This is a genomic window from Acetobacter musti (genome assembly GCF_011516835.1).
GTDB classification, from domain to species: Bacteria; Pseudomonadota; Alphaproteobacteria; order Acetobacterales; family Acetobacteraceae; genus Acetobacter; species Acetobacter musti.
In genome coordinates this window covers 41,253-57,386 of the sequence record NZ_WOTB01000001.1, presented here as the reverse complement: position 1 = coordinate 57,386, position 16,134 = coordinate 41,253, and the positions used below count along the sequence as shown (strand labels likewise).

Genomic DNA, 16,134 nt, shown 5'->3' with positions numbered 1-16,134 from the left:
CTTTACTCCGCAGCCACGGGGGCAGAGGCCTGTTTGCCGGTAACCTGTTCGCCGACGGTCTGTTCGCCGATCCAGCGGTCGATCTGTGCCGCCGCGTCGCGGCCATCACGGATGGCCCAGACGACGAGGCTGGCGCCGCGCACGATATCGCCGGCGGCGAAAACGCCAGGGATGGAGGTTTCGAAGCGCTCGCGGTCGACTTTGACCGTGCCCCAGCGCGATACTTCCAGGTCCGCGGCCTGCCACAGCTCGGGCAGCGGCTCGGGATCGAAGCCGAGCGCTTTGATGACGAGGTCCGCCTTTATGGTGAACAGGCCGTCGGGTTCCGGTTCGATGGACTGGCGGCCGGTGGCGTCCGGCAGGCCGAGCCGCATGCGCTGGGCGCGTACGCCGGTGACGGTCTCATCGCCGAGGAAGGCTTCCGGGGCGGCGAGCCAGACGAACTCAACCCCTTCTTCCTCCGCGTTCTTCACTTCGCGCACCGAGCCCGGCATGTTCGCGCGGTCGCGCCGGTAGAGACATTTTACCGAGCGGGCGCCCTGACGGATGGCGGTGCGGACGCAGTCCATGGCGGTATCGCCGCCGCCGATGACGACGACGTCCTTACCGGCCGCGTCGAGTTCGCCCGCGGGGACTTCGTCACCGAGCGAGCGCCGGTTTGAAACCGTCAGATAATCCAGCGCGCGCACGATGCCGGACAGTCCCGCGCCGGGGCCGCCGGTTTCGCGCGCTTTATAGACGCCGGTTGCGATCAGCACCGCGTCATGGCGTTCGCGCAGCTGCTTCAGGGTGATTTCCCCCTCTCCGCTGCCGATCGCCTGGCTGAGATGGAAGACGACGCCCTGATCCTGAAGCAGTTTTTCCCGGCGCGCGACGATGTCCTTTTCCAGCTTGAAGCCGGGGATTCCGTAGATCAGAAGCCCGCCGACCCGGTCGTGGCGATCGTAGACATGGACCTGATGGCCGGTGGCGCGCAGGCGTTCGGCGGCGGCGAGGCCTGCCGGGCCGGCTCCGATGATGCCGACGGAGCTGCTGAGCTCGCGCACCGGCATGGCGGGTTTCACCCAGCCCTTCTCGAACGCCGTGTCGGTGATGTAGCGTTCGACGGCGCCGATGGTGACGCTTTCGAAGCCCTTTTCGATGACGCAGTTCCCTTCGCAGAGACGGTCCTGCGGGCAGATGCGTCCGCAGATTTCGGGAAAGGTGTTGGTCGCCTGCGACACGGCGTAGGCTTCTTCGAGCCGCCCTTCGGCTGTCAGCATCAGCCAGTCAGGGATGTTGTTTCCGAGCGGGCAGTGAATCGAGCAGAAGGGCACTCCGCACTGCGAACACCGGCTGGCCTGCGTGCCGGCCTGCGCGGGCGTAAAGTCCTCATAGATCTCGTCGAAGTCGCCACGGCGCTCGCCGGCCTCGCGCCTGGGAGGCTGCGCCTGCGGAACAGAGACGAACGAGAGCATTTTCGCGGACATGCGCTGAGGTTCCTTGTCGACGGGTTGCTCCGCCGGACGGACGCTGCGGCGTACTCATCCTGTCTGAAGCCGGAAGCAGCGATAGCTTAGCGCCAGTCAAAACAAAAGACAGCAGTACTGTCCTATTTACCAAAACAAACCCGGAGGCACTTCCGGCATCGATTTCGGGAAACGGGAAAAAGGGTCCGTTTGAGACCTAATTTACGCCACTCACCTGATTTATAACGAAATTTTTCTCCGAGCCATTGGCGGCATACCGTCTGAGGCAGGCGGGGGCGATCAGGTCCATCGGGACGGGCGCCATGCCGAGTTCCTGGAATCCGGGCATTCCGGCGGCCACGACATTATCCACGGACAGCATCCGGAGCTGGTCCCGTGTCAGCATCCGTCCCGGCAGCCGTTCGAGGATGGTGGCCTGGAGAGAGGCGAGGCCGGCGGGCACGGCGAAGACGGGTTTGCTTCGTCCCGTCATCACCAGAACGCGGCGGCAGATTTCCGCCATTGTCAGCACCTCCGGGCCGCCGAGTTCGCACACGCTGGTTTCCGTCGGGCGGACCTCGGCGGAGGCGGCGACGATGCGGCGGATGGCTTCGGCGACATCGGCCACATAGACCGGCTGCATGCGTGTCTGCGCGCCGTAGACCGGCATGACGAGGGGGACGTACCGGGCCAGGGCGGCGAACAGATTGAGGAAATGATCTTCCGGTCCGAACAGCACCGAAGCCCGGACGATGGTGGCCGCCGGGAAATTCAGACGCACCTCTTCCTCGCCGGCGCCGCGGCTTTTTGCGTACAGGGAGCCGGCCGATGTCGAGGCGCCGATCGCGGACATATGGATCAGCGTTCCGACGCCCTGGGCGGCGGCGATCCGGGCGACGCGGGCGGCGCCTTTGACGTTCACGGCCTCCAGTTTCGCCACGGTCGATGCCGAAAGGATGGCGGCGAGATTGATGACGACGCTGGCACCGGCGATGGCGGCTGTGACATCGTCCTCGCTCTGAAGCGGGGCATAGAAGGGCGCGACCTGTCCGACCGCGCCGAGCTGGCGCAGGCTGTTGGCGAGGTCGGTGCGGCGGCAGGCCACGCGGACTGCGTATCCGTCTTCCGCCAGTTTGCGGACGACATATGTTCCCAGAAATCCTGATCCACCGAAGACGGTCGCAACCGGCTGACCTGTCATCAATTCCACTCCCCGCGTCGTCCGGGGAACAGCCCCGGATCATCACACCGGAATGACAACGTGCGAAACGCCAGTCAGGCCGGTCTTTCTGCGCGATACGATACATCCGGTATGCTCCCTGTCCACAGGGCGGCTGTTCATCCGCGCGTGAACAGCCGGAACGGCGGCGGGAGACCGCGCTCCGTTCCGGGCGGGTCGCGTTGTTTCGGCGGGTCTGAGGGCTTCCGCAGGAGCCGGAGAACCCAGCGCGATAAATCTTTGATAAAATAATAAAAGTTTTTGGGTGCCGCCTTTTTTCAAAAAGGCGGCGTCTTCCGAAGCTTTTTGAAAAAAGCTTCACCAAAAACTTCTTTATAATTTATCAGGCGGTTTCAGAGACGGACTTATTCTCAGTGTGTTTCGGTACCGATATGGGAAGCTGGCAGCCATTGCGCGATTGCCGGCTGGGCGCGCAGGCGGAGGCCGATATTCGCCGCCACCTGTTCGGCGCTGCGGCTGGCCGCGATCCGCGCGCCCGAGGTGGCGGAGCTGGCGGGGGCTGCTTTCATCTGCGCGACGATGTCGGGGCTGAATGTGGCGCCGGCGATCGAGGGGAGCAGATCCTCGCGGCCCTGCGGGGTCAGGCGCGATGCGATCTCAGCCTGATTTGTGACGACCTGTTCCCAGACGAGATCGGGCTGTTCGCTGTTGTAGGCGAGTGTTGTCAGCACACGAACGATACGTCCGTTCGGGATGGCGCCGCTCCATGCCAGACGGGCGGCTTTACGGACCAGTTCCGGATTCTGAGAACGGGCGAGGGCTGCGAAAAAGCGGCGTTTCTGTTCGGTGTCCGGCACGTTCCGGACGACATCCGCGAGCACGGCCCATGTTGCCGGGTCGGCGTGGAGGCCGACGGTCTGCATGACCGGCTGCACCAGGGAGGGATCGAGGGCCGCCGGATTTTTCCGCCATACCTCGAACCGTCGCGCGGCTTCGACGGCGACATCGGGATCGTCCATGATGCCGAGGGTCTGGATGATCTGCGGGCGCAGCAGCGTGTCGGGGAAACTGTCGCCTGGCTTCGGGTCCCAGCCCAGCCGGGTCAGCTGCGGTTTCAGCAGGTCCCGGACGAAGAGCCGGAACAGGGGGCGCGACGGCGAGCCGCGCAGCAGATCGTCGAGCCGGGTGAGATGGTCGATCGTGTCCTGCCAGACCGCCACGCTGGTCTCGCCATTCCGGGACAGGCCGGCCACGAGATCGAGGTAATCGGCCAGGTCGCCTTTCTCCGCCAGAAAGAGAGCGAACTGGTCGCCGAGGAGATTGACCCGGTCGGTGGCGTCGAGGCGGGTGAAATTCGCTTTCAGGGAGCGGAAGGAGTCCGGATCATAGGCTGTGCGGTAATATCCGCTCTCGCCGAGATTGGCCTTGATCGCGAGATTGCAGCCAGGGAAATGAAGGGTTGCGTTATCGGAAAGCACGACTTTCTGCGCCGTCACGCCGGGGCCGCCGATGACGACGGGCACATGCCAGTGCAGCGGTGAGGCGTCCGGATCGTGAATTGTGAACCGGCTCTGCTTCAGAGAAACAGATGTGTTGCCGTTCCGGCAGGTTTCCGAAACGCTGACCAGCGGGATGCCTGGCTGTTCGGTGAAGGAGCGGGCGACGGTTCCGACATCCTGATGTGACGCCGCGGAAAGGGCGTTCCAGAGATCGGCGCTTGTCGCGTTGCTGTAGGCGTGCGCTTTCATATAGGCGCGCATTCCGTCCCGGAACGTGTCCGGTCCGAGCCATGTTTCGATCATGCGAATGACCTGCTCGCCTTTTTCGTAGCTGATCCGGTCGAAGGCGCTGCCGGCCTGGCTGACATCGCGGATGGGCTGCTGAATCGGATGCGTTGTCGCGAGGGCGTCTTCTCCCATGGCGGCTTCGCGTCCTTTGTGTTCGCGCGGCCAGATTTCCCAGGTGGGATTGAAATGATCGAGCGCCTTCGTCTCCATCCAGGTGGCGAAGCCTTCGTTCAGCCAGATATTGTCCCACCAGGCCATCGTCACGAGATCGCCGGACCACTGATGGGCCATTTCGTGCGCGACCACGAGATAGACGAGTTCTTTCGTGCCGGGCGAGCTGTGGGCGGGGTCGTAGAGCAGGTCTTCGTCGATGAAGGTGATCGCGCCCCAGTTTTCCATTGCTCCGGCTTCGTAATTTCCGGGGACGGCGATCAGGTCGAGTTTCGGGAGCGGATAGGCGGTTCCGAAATAGGCGTTGTAATACGGGAGGATTTCAGATGCGGCCTGCGTGGCGTATTGCGTGTTCCGCTCTTCTCCTTTCGGAGCCCATGTGCTGACCGGCGTTCCGTCGGCTGTTCCGTGGGTTGCGGCGAGATCGCCGGCGACCAGCGCCAGGAGGTAGGTCGACATGCGGGGTGTTCTGGCGAACGCCACGTGCTGCGCGCCGCCTGGCGCGGGGGTCACTGTTTCGGCCGGCATGTTGCTGATCGGCTGCCAGCCTGCCGGCAGGGTGACGTTCAGACGGAACGTGGCCTTGAAGGCCGGCTCGTCCCAGCAGGGGAACATGCGCCGGGCGTCGGCGACTTCGAACTGGGTCACGAGCATGCGTTTCTTCGCGCCGGCGGCGTCATGATAATCGTCGTAATAGATGCCGTTGGGCGTTTCCGGGATCGGGCCGCTGTAGGTGATGTCGATTTTATGCGGCCCCGCCGGAAGCGGGCGGGCCGGGCGCAGTGTGAGCGTCTGCGCTTTCTCGTCCGTGCTGACGCTGACCGGCGCGCCGTCGGCCGTGGCGGAGCGGATCGTCAGGCCGGCCTGACTGAGGATGACGGTCTGCGCGGCGCCGGAGACGGTGACGGCGATCGATTCATGGCCTGAGAGGGTCAGGGCTTTCATGTCGGTGACGAGGTCGATGTCGTAAGCTGACGGCACGACGGTTTTCGGCAGCTGGCCCGGTGTTTTTGCGAATGAGAACGGCGCCTCGGCGCTGGCCGGGCGGCATGCCATCATGGACGACATGGCTGCGGTGCAGAGCAGTGTTGAGGCGAAGAGCAGAGAATTGCGCATGATGATATCCCGGGCCGTGACCGGGCGATGGAAACACAGTCTGTTCCGGACCGAAAGATATTGCCTCTCTCCGCGAAACCCCTCTTGACCGGTTCGGGCTGCACGTTTAAACGGCTCCTCCAGCGCCCGGGAGCAACCGGGTTGTCATCTTGCCCAGATGGCGGAATTGGTAGACGCGCAGGTTTCAGGTACCTGTGGCCGCAAGGTCGTGGAAGTTCGAGTCTTCTTCTGGGCACCAGAGTTTTTCTCAAAATCAGCATGGACGGGCCATGAGTGGCAGGCGGAGCTCAGCCGGTGACGCGATCACGCTGTATCGCGACGATCTGCCGGACGGGCTTGATCTCGGCCGGAGCGTTGCGGTCGACACCGAGACCATGGGCCTGAATCCTTACCGGGACCGTCTCTGTCTTGTGCAGCTTTCCTCGGGCGACGGCACGGCGCATCTCGTGCAGCTCGTTCCCGGCCGGCCGGGCGGGGCTCCGGCGGACTGTCCGAATCTGAAGCGGCTGCTGTCCGATCCGTCCGTTCTCAAGATCATGCATTTCGCGCGTTTCGATGTCGCTGTTCTGCAGCGCACGCTGGGCATCACCGTTGCCCCGACGGTCTGTACCAAGATTGCCGCGCGGCTTGTCCGCACTTTCACCGACCGGCATGGTCTGGCGGCGCTCTGCCGGGATCTGCTGGGTGTCGAGATCAGCAAGCAGCAGCAGAGCTCTGACTGGGGCGCTCCGGAGCTGACTCCGGAACAGCTTGCCTATGCGGCGTCGGACGTTCTGCATCTGCATGCTCTGTGGGAGAGGCTGGAGGCGCTGCTTGTGCGGGAGGACCGTCGGGAGCTGGCCCAGGCGTGTTACGATTTCCTTCCGGCCCGTACCCGGCTCGACCTTCTCGGGTATGAAGATCCGGACATCTTCTCCCATCGCGCCTGATTTCAGCGCGCGACGCCGGCGGGCCGTGATTGACCGGCACGTTCCAAGGGACGATAGAGGCTGGCATGAGCAACCCTGATCCACGCGGGCCATCTGCAGGAACGGTCGCGATGCGGCGGACCGGCCGCGACACGGCAGAAAATGGCACCGCAGAATGTGGCACCACAGATCCGTCACGTCATCCTGCGGCTTCAGGCTCCGGCCCGGTTGTGGCCGCGCGCGCTGTCCTGACGACCGAGATCGCGGGGCTGGCGGCGCTTGACGCGGCCATGGCCGATACGGAGGGGCTCGGGGCGGCGTTTACGCGGGCGGTTGACTGTATTGCCCGGCTCGATGGCCGTGTCGTTGTCACCGGGATCGGCAAATCGGGTCATATCGGCCGCAAGATTCAGGCCACGCTCAGCTCGACCGGTACGCCGGCGATTTTCGTGCATCCGGTGGAGGCGTCTCACGGCGATCTCGGGATGCTCGCCGCGGGCGACGCCGTTCTGGCGCTGTCCAACTCCGGCGAGTCATCGGAGCTGGCCGATATTGTGGCGCACAGCCGGCGCTACGGGCTGCCGCTTCTTGCCGTGACGGCCTGTGCGACGTCGGCTCTGGCGAAGGCGGCCGATATCGTGCTGCTGACGCCGGCGATGCCGGAGGCCTGCCCGATGGGGCTGGCGCCGACCACGAGTAGTCTGATGCAGCTTGCTCTTGGCGATGCGCTCGCCGTTTCCCTGATGGAGCGTCGGGGTTTCACTGCCGGAGATTTCGGCGTCTTTCATCCGGGCGGGCGGCTGGGAGCGAAATTGCGGACTGTCCGTGATCTGATGCGGACCGGGGAGGCTGTTCCGACGGTTCTGCCGGTCACCGTGCTTCGGGACGTGATCGTCGAGATGACTCACAAGGCGCTGGGCTGTGTTGCCGTGACGGATGCGGATGGCGCACTGACCGGGATTATCACCGATGGCGATCTGCGTGGCGTGCTCGATCGCGATCTGACGCGCACCTGCGCCGGAGAGGTGATGAATCGCCGGCCGCTGACTGTTGGACCCAATGTTCTCGGGGCTGAGGCGCTGCGGCTGATGAATGACCGGCCGAAACCAATCACGTCTCTCTTTGTTCTGGATTCAGGGAGACGCGTGACCGGTGTGATTCATGTTCATGATCTTCTGCGGGCAGGCGTTGCCTGATGAGCGACGATCCGGAAGATCGCGCCGGGGGTCCGCCGGACGGGCGTCGTGAGCCGTCTGTTACGGGCGCGTCTTCCGCCCGTGGGGCCGGTACCCGTGAGTCCGGTCTCCGTGAGTCCGGGCCGCGTGTCGAGCGTCAGGATTTCAGCCGCTCTGACGAGACCATACGCCGCCAGCGCACTGTGATCGAGGCGTCCGTTCTTGCGACGCGGCGCGCGCCGGGGGCGGCCGAGCTGGCGCGGCGGCAGACCGTGCTGCGCTGGGCGAAATGGGTGTTGCCGGGGCTGGCGCTTCTGCTGCTCGGGTCGATTGCCGTGTGGCCGGAGATCGACCGCATGATGAATGCCAGCCACACGGCTCTGACCGAGGCGACGCGGCTGAAGCTGGAGAGCGGAAATCTTGAGGGCGCCATTTATCGCAGTGTCGACACGCATGGGCGGCCTTTCATGATCACCGCGAAGACGGCTCACCAGATCGATCAGGACCGGATCGATCTGATCTCACCTGCGGCCGATACGCTGACCCAGAGCGGGCAATGGCTCTATCTGCAATCCGAGAACGGGGTTTACATGCAGCATGAGCAGATTCTGGATCTGACGGACGAGGTGACCCTTTATCGTGACGATGGTCTTATGATGCGCGGACCGATGGCCGATGTGGAGATGCGTCAGGGGGTTGTCGCATCCGATGCGTGGGTCCATGCGGAGGGGCCGTTTGGTGTCCTGGATGCGAGAGGCTATTTCCTGTCGGAACACGATGGTATTGCTCAGTTCCGTGGTCCGGGACGACTGATTCTGAATGACGACCGCGCCGGTCCGCACGACAAGGCCAGTTGAATGGTGCTCTTCTCCCCTGCCTTCATGACACGCCGGTCCGGCATGAGCGCCCGCGCGGCTTTCGCTTCTCCCGTGTTTTCCGGTTCTGCTGTCTTTTCGGGTTCTCTGGCATTCTCCGGCGCCGCGGCGGCTCTGATCGCCCTGACAGCTCCTGTGGATGCAGCCCGGGCTCAGGCGATCGATCTGTCTCATGGCGGGCAGATTACCGTGACGGCGGTGGGTGGCTTCGACTGGGATCAGAACGCGCGGAAGGTCACGGCGTATGATCAGGCGCAGGCTGTGCGGGGCGATGTCACCGTGACGGCGGATCGTCTGATTGCGTATTATCGCAAAAAGGAGGCCACGCCGGATGCGGTGAATCCGGCCGAGCCGGCGGAAACGGCGCCGGGGGCGGCTCAGGGTGGAACTGCTGCGCAGAGTGGAGCGACGCAGGGCGGCACAGCTCAGCCTGGGGGAGCGCCGGGTGGGACGGCGCAGGGCGGCGGCACGGCGCAGACAGGGACAGCGCCGGCCGGGGGTGACAAGGCTCCGGCTTCTGCCGGTGGTCCGGCCGGGACGTCTTCGCCTTCGCAGTCCGGGGGCATGGACAATTCCGGTTCGAATGAAATTTACCGGCTGGAGGCGATCGGCCACGTTCATATTTTCACGCAGACGGATCAGGGCTGGGGTGACAAGGCCGTTTATGACATCGACAAGGCGACTCTGGTGATGACGGGTCACGCGCTGAAACTGACCACGCCGCAGGACGTTCTGACGTCACGCGATTCGATGGAATATTACTCGGATACGCGGATTTCCATCGGGCGTGGCGACGCGACGGTGACGACCAATGAGGGGAAGCAGATTCGCGCCGATGTGCTTGTTGGTTACAGCGCGCCGCCGGACAAGGACGCTCAGCCTGCCGCCGGGGCGGCGTCGGCTCCGAAGCCGGCCCCGAAACAGGGGGGCGATCCGATCGCGGGCGGGTCGGGCAAGCTTGAGAAGGTCAATGCCTTTGGTCATGTCTGGGTGCGGACGCAGACGGAAGTCATTACCGGCGACAGGGGGGTCTATGTTCCTGACACCGGGATTGCCCGGGTTGTCGGGAATGTTCATATCACGCGCGGGCAGAACCAGCTTCAGGGGTCGGCGGCGGTCATCAACATGCATACCGGGATCGCCACGATGACGGAGCGTCCGGGATCGCGTGTCAGCGGGCTTGTTGTACCGAACAATGATGGCAACAGCGGTGGTGGCCACTGACCATGGCGAATTTTCTGGAAATCGATGAAGAAGACGTGACCGTCATTCCGGCCGAAGCCGGCGATGTGGCCGGCGATGCGGTTGTGGGGGACCGGAGACATGGGCTTTTCGCGGACGGGATTGGCAAATCCTACAAGAAGCGCGAGGTTGTGAAGAATGTCTCGATCGAGGTGCATCGTGGTGAGGCGGTGGGTCTGCTTGGCCCGAACGGCGCGGGAAAGACGACCAGTTTCTATATGATCGTCGGTCTCGTGCAGCCTGACACCGGGACGATCACGCTGGACGGCGCCGATATTACCCGCCTTCCGATGTATCGCCGTGCGCGGCTGGGGATCGGCTATCTGCCGCAGGAAGCCAGCATCTTCCGGGGGCTGAATGTCGAGCAGAACATCATGGCGGCGCTGGAGGTTGTCGAACCCGATCCGGACAAGCGTGACGCCATGCTGGACGGGCTGCTGGGCGAGTTCGGCATCTCGCATCTCCGCCGCTCCCCTTCTCTGGCTCTGTCCGGCGGCGAGCGGCGGCGACTCGAAATCGCGCGGGCGCTGGCGAGTCAGCCGCATTACATTCTGCTTGATGAGCCGCTGGCGGGGATTGATCCGATTGCGGTGGGCGAAATCCGTGATCTGGTGTCGCATCTGAAAGACCGTGGCATCGGCGTTCTGATCACCGATCATAATGTGCGTGAAACGCTGGGCGTCATTGACCGGGCCTATATCATGCATGGCGGTCAGGTGCTGATGCAGGGTCTGCCGGAAGAGATCGTCACCAACGAGGACGTGCGCCGCGTGTACCTCGGAGAAACCTTTACAATCTAATGTCGCCGTATGGCGATATCTCCCGGTCTCCGGCTCAGTCAGACACATAGTCTCGTCATGACGCCACAGCTGCGTCTGGCGATCAGGATCATGCAGATGAGCAGCGTCGAGGTGACGCAGCTCGTCGCGGAAGAGCTTGAGCGCAATCCGTTACTGATACAGGACGACCGGGAGGGGCCGGAGACGGCGGCGCCGGAAAGGCCGGCGCCGGATCAGATCGCCGGGGATGCCGGTCATGCTCTTTCCGCGCTGACACCGCTGAAAAGCGGCACTCTTGCGGGGCCGGGAGACCATCCTCTCGATACCGATTACGCCGCTGAAGCCTGTGGCGGGGGGTTCGATGACGGCTCCGGCGTTGACGGGGCGCCTGTTCCCTGGCGGCATGGCGCTGCCTCCTGGGAGGGGCAGGACGACCTGGCGGCGGCGGTGCAGCCTTCTCTTCAGGATCGTCTGAGCGCGCAGTTGCGGCTGACGGCTGGTCTGACGCCCCGGCAGCGTCTGATCGGGGCGAATCTGATCGCCTGTCTCGGGCCTGCGGGCCGGCTGGAGAATTCGCCTGCGGAGATTGCGGCCGCGCTGGGTGTGCCGCCGGACGATGTCGAACATGTCCGCGCGCTGATGATGACGGGTTTCGAGCCGGTGGGGCTTTTCGCGCGCAGTCTGAAGGAGTGTCTGACCGCACAGCTTGTCGTGCAGAACCGCTTCGATCCGGCGATGGAGGTGCTGCTCGGTCATCTCGATCTGATTGCGGGCAGGCATTACACGAAGCTGCGCGGTCTCTGCGGCGTCGATGAAGCGGATTTCGCGGAGATGCTTGCCGAGCTTCGGCGGCTCGATCCCAGGCCGGGATTCGAGGCTGAGGCCGACCCCGCGGTGACGATCATTCCGGATGTGCTGATCCGGCGCGCGGCGGAAGGGGAATGGCTGGTCGAACTCAATGAGGAGGCGCTGCCTCGTCTGCGCGTCGATGACAGGCTTCAGATGCGCGTCGTTCTGCATGGAGGGAAGGAAGACCGTGGCTTTGTGCAGGCACGGATTGCGGATGCGAACGGGCTGATACGGGCTCTTGCCCAGCGTGGCCGGACGCTTCTGCAGGTCGCCTCTGAAATAATGAGACGTCAGAGCGATTTTCTGAAAGAGGGTGTGACGGGGCTGCATCCGCTCACATTAAAGGACATTGCCGGGGCGACGGGGCTGCATGAAAGCACTGTAAGCCGGGTCACGTCGGGGAAATACATTGCCACGCCGCGCGGTGTGCTGGAGCTGAAATATTTTTTCACGAATGCGGTCAGGCGGATCGACGGTGGTGAAAATCACAGTGCGGCGGCCATTCGTTTCAAAATCCGCAGTATGGTGGACACCGAAACGCATGGCGCGATCCTGTCGGATGACGAGATCATGCAAAGACTTCGCAAAGAAGGAATAGACATCGCCCGCAGAACCGTGGCCAAATATCGGGATGCGCTGCACATTGCGAGTTCCGTGCAGCGAAAACGGGAGAAAGCCGCCCCGGCCTGACGGTACGCGGACTGTCAGGCGTTTACGGGCGACCGGTTTCCTCAGTGAAAGGAGCCTGTCAGAATGCAGATCCACGTTTCCGGTAAGCAGATAGACCTGTCTGATGCCCTGAAGCACAGGGTGACCACGCATCTTGATACCATTGCCGAGCGTTATTTCGATCAGGCAATGGAAGCGAATGTCACTTTCAGCAGGGCCCGTTCATTTTTCACGTGTGATATCAATGTTCATGCCGGTCGGGGTCTCACGCTTCGGGGTGAAGGCGAGGCCGCCGATGCTCCGACTGCGTTTGATGACGCCGCTGAACATATTGCCCGGAGGCTGCGCCGGTATCGCCGCCGGGTCCGGTCGCATTCGCGTGCGACGGCGCGTCATCCGGGTCCTGAGATCGGGCGGACCTATATTCTCCAGCCCAACGATCCGCAGCCTGCTTCGGCGGTGTCCGACGACAGGGCGGATGGTCCGTATGCGACGATCATCGCGGAGCAGGCGACGGAGATTGCGCTGCTGAGCGTCAGTGAGGCTGTGATGCGGCTTGATCTTGCGGACCGGAGTCTTCTGGTATTCCGCAACAGCGTCAGCCGGCAGATCAACATCATCTACCGGCGTGACGATGGCAATATTGGCTGGGTTGATCCCGGAGTTTCGTAATCACGACTTCTGATGTCGTCTCCCGGGCGATCATGTTGCCCGGGGCCTGTTGTCCGGGGTTGTGATGTCCGGCGGACTGGCGCTGTCCGGAGACAGCGCCGGCGGACCGGAATGGATGGCCCGGCAGGTGGTCAGTGAATGGTCATCGCCACCATCTCGTGTTCGGTAATCGCGGAGAACGCTGTTTCCGGATCTTCCGCGACGCCCATGATCTGGCCGTTTGCGGCGTGAATCGCAAAAACATTGCGGCCTTCACTTCTGTTTTCACGAACATAGACTAGTTTCGGCAGACCGAGTGTCAGAAACTGGTCGTCTGTCAGATTGCGGATATCCACGACGCCGGCCCCCGCATCCTGTGTGGCCCTGTCCTGTGGAGTCCTGTCGTCTCCGTTTGTCACATTTCTCTGCATATTTCCCTCCCGCGCCCCGCGCAGGCTTCAGCTGCAAAGGACCGGCCGCGCCGGCCCTGCCGTGTCATCAGTCATCGCCGATACTGCGCACCACACGCGGCGTCTGTGGCTTCACGCCTTCATCGGAGACTTTCCGGGGAGCGCCGCCTCTGCTGATATCGATGCGTCTTACCCGCACTTCCGGTTCCGGACGATACAGGTCAATATTCAGCAGCCCGTTATCGAGCCAGGCGCCGCCTATATCGATCCCTTCCGCGAGCACGAATGATTTCTGGAACTGCCGCGACGCGATGCCGCGGTGTAAGAAAACCCGTCCCTGCACATCTTCGGACTGCCGTCCCCGGATGACCAGCTGGTTGTCTTCCTGGGTGATCTGGAGATCGTCCATTGTGAAACCGGCGACGGCGAGCGTGATCCGCAGCGCGGACGGGCTGATCTGTTCGATATTATAGGGCGGATAGCCCTCTCCTGATGACTTCGACGCCCGTTCCAGCATGGTTTCGAGATGATCGAACCCAAGGAACATCGGCGACCCAAAAACCCGGCCTGACATTGCAGCCTCCTCTGATGAGCGAGACGAAACACGACCCCGTTACGGCGATCGTATCATCAGGATATGGACTGACGCGGGGCGGATGCAAGAGGGGGCGGCGCTTCGATTCCGGGTTCGACTCCGGCGGAAAGCTATCCGCTTACTGCATCACATGCATGTGAGCACGTCAGTGCTGTTTGGCTGCCGGTTCTGCGGTCCCCTTTTTGCCCGGAAAAGAGTCAGCAATCCGGCTTCAGAATGTGCATTTTATATAGTCATATGACTGGTTTTTGTGCTCATTATGTAATCATATGAAAGCCGGGCTGACGGCGCCTGAGAGGTGATGGCGCTCTTTTATTCATCCGTCCGGTGTTGAAAACCGCCTGTTAACTGTCGTTTTTTCTTTCTACATCTCCCATGCGTGTTTGCTTACTCAGGTATCCGACGGAAAAACTTGCCTTCGATCGCAAGGACGTGCTTTCTCCGCATAACACATTCATTCGGAGATATGACTATGCTTATGCACGAAACGTTTAACTTCCTCACGAACCCGGTCAGCGCACTGGCTACAGTTTCCCTGTTTGCTTTTGTTCCTGCCGTTGGCCTGCTGATGATTGCGACTGTTCTGTCCGACCGCGTCACGAACTGACGATGCCTGCCGGGACGACACGGCCCCGGAGAAACGCCTGAGAGGGCATAATGCCGATACAGGCGGGTAACCCGGATCAGATCTGATTTCTGTTCTGGTTTACGGTTTCTCCGGTGCGTGTTCCGGCGTCTGCGTGCGCAGAAGATATATCGCAGGGATCTCTCGCAGGGGATTTCCGGCGTGAGTCCGGAGAACGACGACGGGCCGGTTACTGTGTGACGGGGTCCGGTATCAGTTCTGGCGCCTGCTGATCCGTTGCGGATACGAGATGGCTTTTCCGTCTGACGATGGACGTTTAGCCTGGCCGGCCAGACGGTCTCTGGCTGTTTGATTTCTAAAATATCAGATGCATATCAGAAAATGTTCTGACTGCCGTCCGGGCTGAGCGCTATCCCCGATGACGCCACCCGGTTCCTTTGCCGTGACGATTTTGCGGCGTGGATTACTTTTCAGTTCCGCAAACAGCCTGATACTGTCGCGATCATTTCAATGGGCGTGATTTTCGGACGGCTGTGACTGCAGGACGTCCCTGAGGATTTCCATCTGCGGACGTTCGGAGCCGTCTTTTTTCGGCTCCAGGGTGTACATGTATTCGCCCCAGAGCGGGCCGCCGGCCCAGTAGGTCCATCCGTACCAGAGAGACGGACGCGAATAGATATAGGTCATGGCGTGACGGAGATCCGCCAGACAGGCGGGGCTGCGGCCGACGCCGAATTCGCCCAGCACTCCTTTTGCGTGATGCGCCTCGAGCCAGTCGGCAAAGGGGGCCAGGCGTCCTTCGACCTGATCCTCCGAAACGCAGTCAGGTGCGGTGCCGGAGGAATCGCGGTCGAAATACTGGTGGGCTTCGAAGAGCAGTGCTTTGCGGGGGTCGTGCAGACGCGCGAGCGCCGTTCCGTTGACCTGCTGGAAATTATGCGCGCCGTCCCAGTCTATACCGGCTGCCAGGATGCGGTTTGTCGCGCCGGTCTTTCGGATGGCGTTGATCGCCTGCTGCTGGAAATTCGCCCATTCATCAGCGGATTTCTGCTTCGGTTCATTCATCAGTCCGAAAAGCACGGACGGGGATGAGCCAAATTCGTGTGCGAGTTTCACCCAGAGATCCGTAAAGAGTGCGACGGGTGCTTCTTCGGTGCCGATAAGCTGGCCGCGATAGGCTCCGTAATTATGGATGTCGATGATGGTAAGGGCGCCGGCCGCCTGGGCCGCTGTGACGAAATCCCGGACATGCTGAAGATAGGCCTGGTCGAGCGGGCCGGACGGTTCCGGCTGCAGACGTTCCCATGACAGGGGCAGTCTGAAAAGTTTCATGCCGTGGGACGTGTAGTAATCGATTTCCTGCTGTTTCGGAAAGACATAGTCCCAGCCATAACGTCCCGGAATTTTCCCTGACGCGAATGCCGGACCGGCAAGGTTGACGCCTGGCAGAATGGCGGCCTGTGCCGGAGCCGCGAAGACCATACTGGCGGAGAGCAGGGTGGCGCAGAACGGAATGGCGGAGAGTGCGGCAGCGGCGCATGAGGTAATGGAAAAACGAGCGGCGGGACGACGGATTTTGATTCGCATCATTGTCTCCGTTGGGGTCGGTTTCTGACTCAGTAATCTGCCATCCGGAGCCTGTTATCCGGGGTCTGCTGTTTATCTGTTATCTGCTGTCAGATGCCTGCTCTCA

Annotated in this window: 14 protein-coding genes and 1 tRNA gene; 9 read left to right on the top strand and 6 right to left on the bottom strand. The window is 62.4% G+C overall.

The features are described from left to right. Positions 1–2: 2 nt before the first annotated feature. From GOB93_RS00230 to GOB93_RS00220, 3 genes are all read right to left on the bottom strand, one after another. Positions 3–1,469 (bottom strand): NAD(P)-dependent oxidoreductase, encoded by a 1,467-nt coding sequence (locus tag GOB93_RS00230; protein WP_173581607.1) that lies wholly within the window; start codon positions 1,467–1,469, stop codon positions 3–5. Positions 1,470–1,665: 196 nt separating this feature from the next. Next, the gene (locus GOB93_RS00225; protein WP_173581606.1) at positions 1,666–2,649 is read right to left on the bottom strand and encodes a complex I NDUFA9 subunit family protein; all 984 of its coding nucleotides are present in this window, start codon (positions 2,647–2,649) and stop codon (positions 1,666–1,668) included. Between the two features lie 389 nt (positions 2,650–3,038). After that, on the bottom strand, positions 3,039–5,702 hold the full coding sequence (locus GOB93_RS00220) for a M1 family metallopeptidase (RefSeq protein WP_242010444.1): 2,664 nt from the start codon (positions 5,700–5,702) through the stop codon (positions 3,039–3,041). A gap of 151 nt (positions 5,703–5,853) precedes the next feature. Here GOB93_RS00220 and GOB93_RS00215 point away from each other — a divergent pair. The 8 genes from GOB93_RS00215 to hpf all read left to right on the top strand — a co-directional run bounded on the left by GOB93_RS00215 (position 5,854) and on the right by hpf (position 12,871). After that, a tRNA-Leu gene (locus GOB93_RS00215) sits at positions 5,854–5,940 on the top strand. A 31-nt stretch (positions 5,941–5,971) separates the two neighbouring features. Further along, positions 5,972–6,631: a ribonuclease D gene (locus GOB93_RS00210; RefSeq protein WP_173581605.1), complete on the top strand. Its 660-nt coding sequence runs from the start codon at positions 5,972–5,974 to the stop codon at positions 6,629–6,631. Between the two features lie 110 nt (positions 6,632–6,741). Beyond that, positions 6,742–7,806: a KpsF/GutQ family sugar-phosphate isomerase gene (locus GOB93_RS00205; RefSeq protein WP_173581604.1), complete on the top strand. Its 1,065-nt coding sequence runs from the start codon at positions 6,742–6,744 to the stop codon at positions 7,804–7,806. Further along, on the top strand, positions 7,806–8,642 hold the full coding sequence (lptC, locus tag GOB93_RS00200; protein WP_173581603.1) for an LPS export ABC transporter periplasmic protein LptC: 837 nt from the start codon (positions 7,806–7,808) through the stop codon (positions 8,640–8,642). The genes GOB93_RS00205 and lptC overlap by 1 nt, the downstream gene beginning before the upstream one ends. Positions 8,643–8,684: 42 nt before the next feature. Beyond that, on the top strand, positions 8,685–9,884 hold the full coding sequence (locus GOB93_RS00195) for an LptA/OstA family protein (protein ID WP_173581729.1): 1,200 nt from the start codon (positions 8,685–8,687) through the stop codon (positions 9,882–9,884). A gap of 2 nt (positions 9,885–9,886) precedes the next feature. Further along, positions 9,887–10,702 carry an LPS export ABC transporter ATP-binding protein gene (gene lptB / locus GOB93_RS00190; protein WP_173581602.1) on the top strand — a complete coding sequence of 272 codons (816 nt, stop codon included), beginning with the start codon at positions 9,887–9,889 and terminating at the stop codon, positions 10,700–10,702. Between the two features lie 9 nt (positions 10,703–10,711). Next, the gene (rpoN, locus tag GOB93_RS00185) at positions 10,712–12,220 is read left to right on the top strand and encodes an RNA polymerase factor sigma-54 (protein ID WP_173581601.1); all 1,509 of its coding nucleotides are present in this window, start codon (positions 10,712–10,714) and stop codon (positions 12,218–12,220) included. Positions 12,221–12,283: 63 nt separating this feature from the next. Beyond that, positions 12,284–12,871, top strand: a complete 588-nt coding sequence (hpf, locus tag GOB93_RS00180) for a ribosome hibernation-promoting factor, HPF/YfiA family (RefSeq protein ID WP_173581600.1) — start codon at positions 12,284–12,286, stop codon at positions 12,869–12,871. A 131-nt stretch (positions 12,872–13,002) separates the two neighbouring features. Here hpf and GOB93_RS00175 read toward each other — a convergent pair whose 3' ends face one another. After that, entirely contained in the window at positions 13,003–13,281 is a 279-nt protein-coding gene (locus GOB93_RS00175; protein WP_173581599.1) for a DUF1150 family protein, read from the bottom strand. Positions 13,282–13,348: 67 nt separating this feature from the next. After that, positions 13,349–13,834 carry an Hsp20 family protein gene (locus GOB93_RS00170; RefSeq protein ID WP_173581598.1) on the bottom strand — a complete coding sequence of 162 codons (486 nt, stop codon included), beginning with the start codon at positions 13,832–13,834 and terminating at the stop codon, positions 13,349–13,351. A gap of 499 nt (positions 13,835–14,333) precedes the next feature. Between GOB93_RS00170 and GOB93_RS21890 the strand changes: the two genes are divergently transcribed. Beyond that, positions 14,334–14,462: a hypothetical protein gene (locus GOB93_RS21890; RefSeq protein ID WP_277877188.1), complete on the top strand. Its 129-nt coding sequence runs from the start codon at positions 14,334–14,336 to the stop codon at positions 14,460–14,462. Between the two features lie 486 nt (positions 14,463–14,948). Here GOB93_RS21890 and GOB93_RS00165 read toward each other — a convergent pair whose 3' ends face one another. Continuing rightward, entirely contained in the window at positions 14,949–16,031 is a 1,083-nt protein-coding gene (locus tag GOB93_RS00165; RefSeq protein WP_242010441.1) for a glycoside hydrolase family 5 protein, read from the bottom strand. Positions 16,032–16,134: the final 103 nt, after the last annotated feature.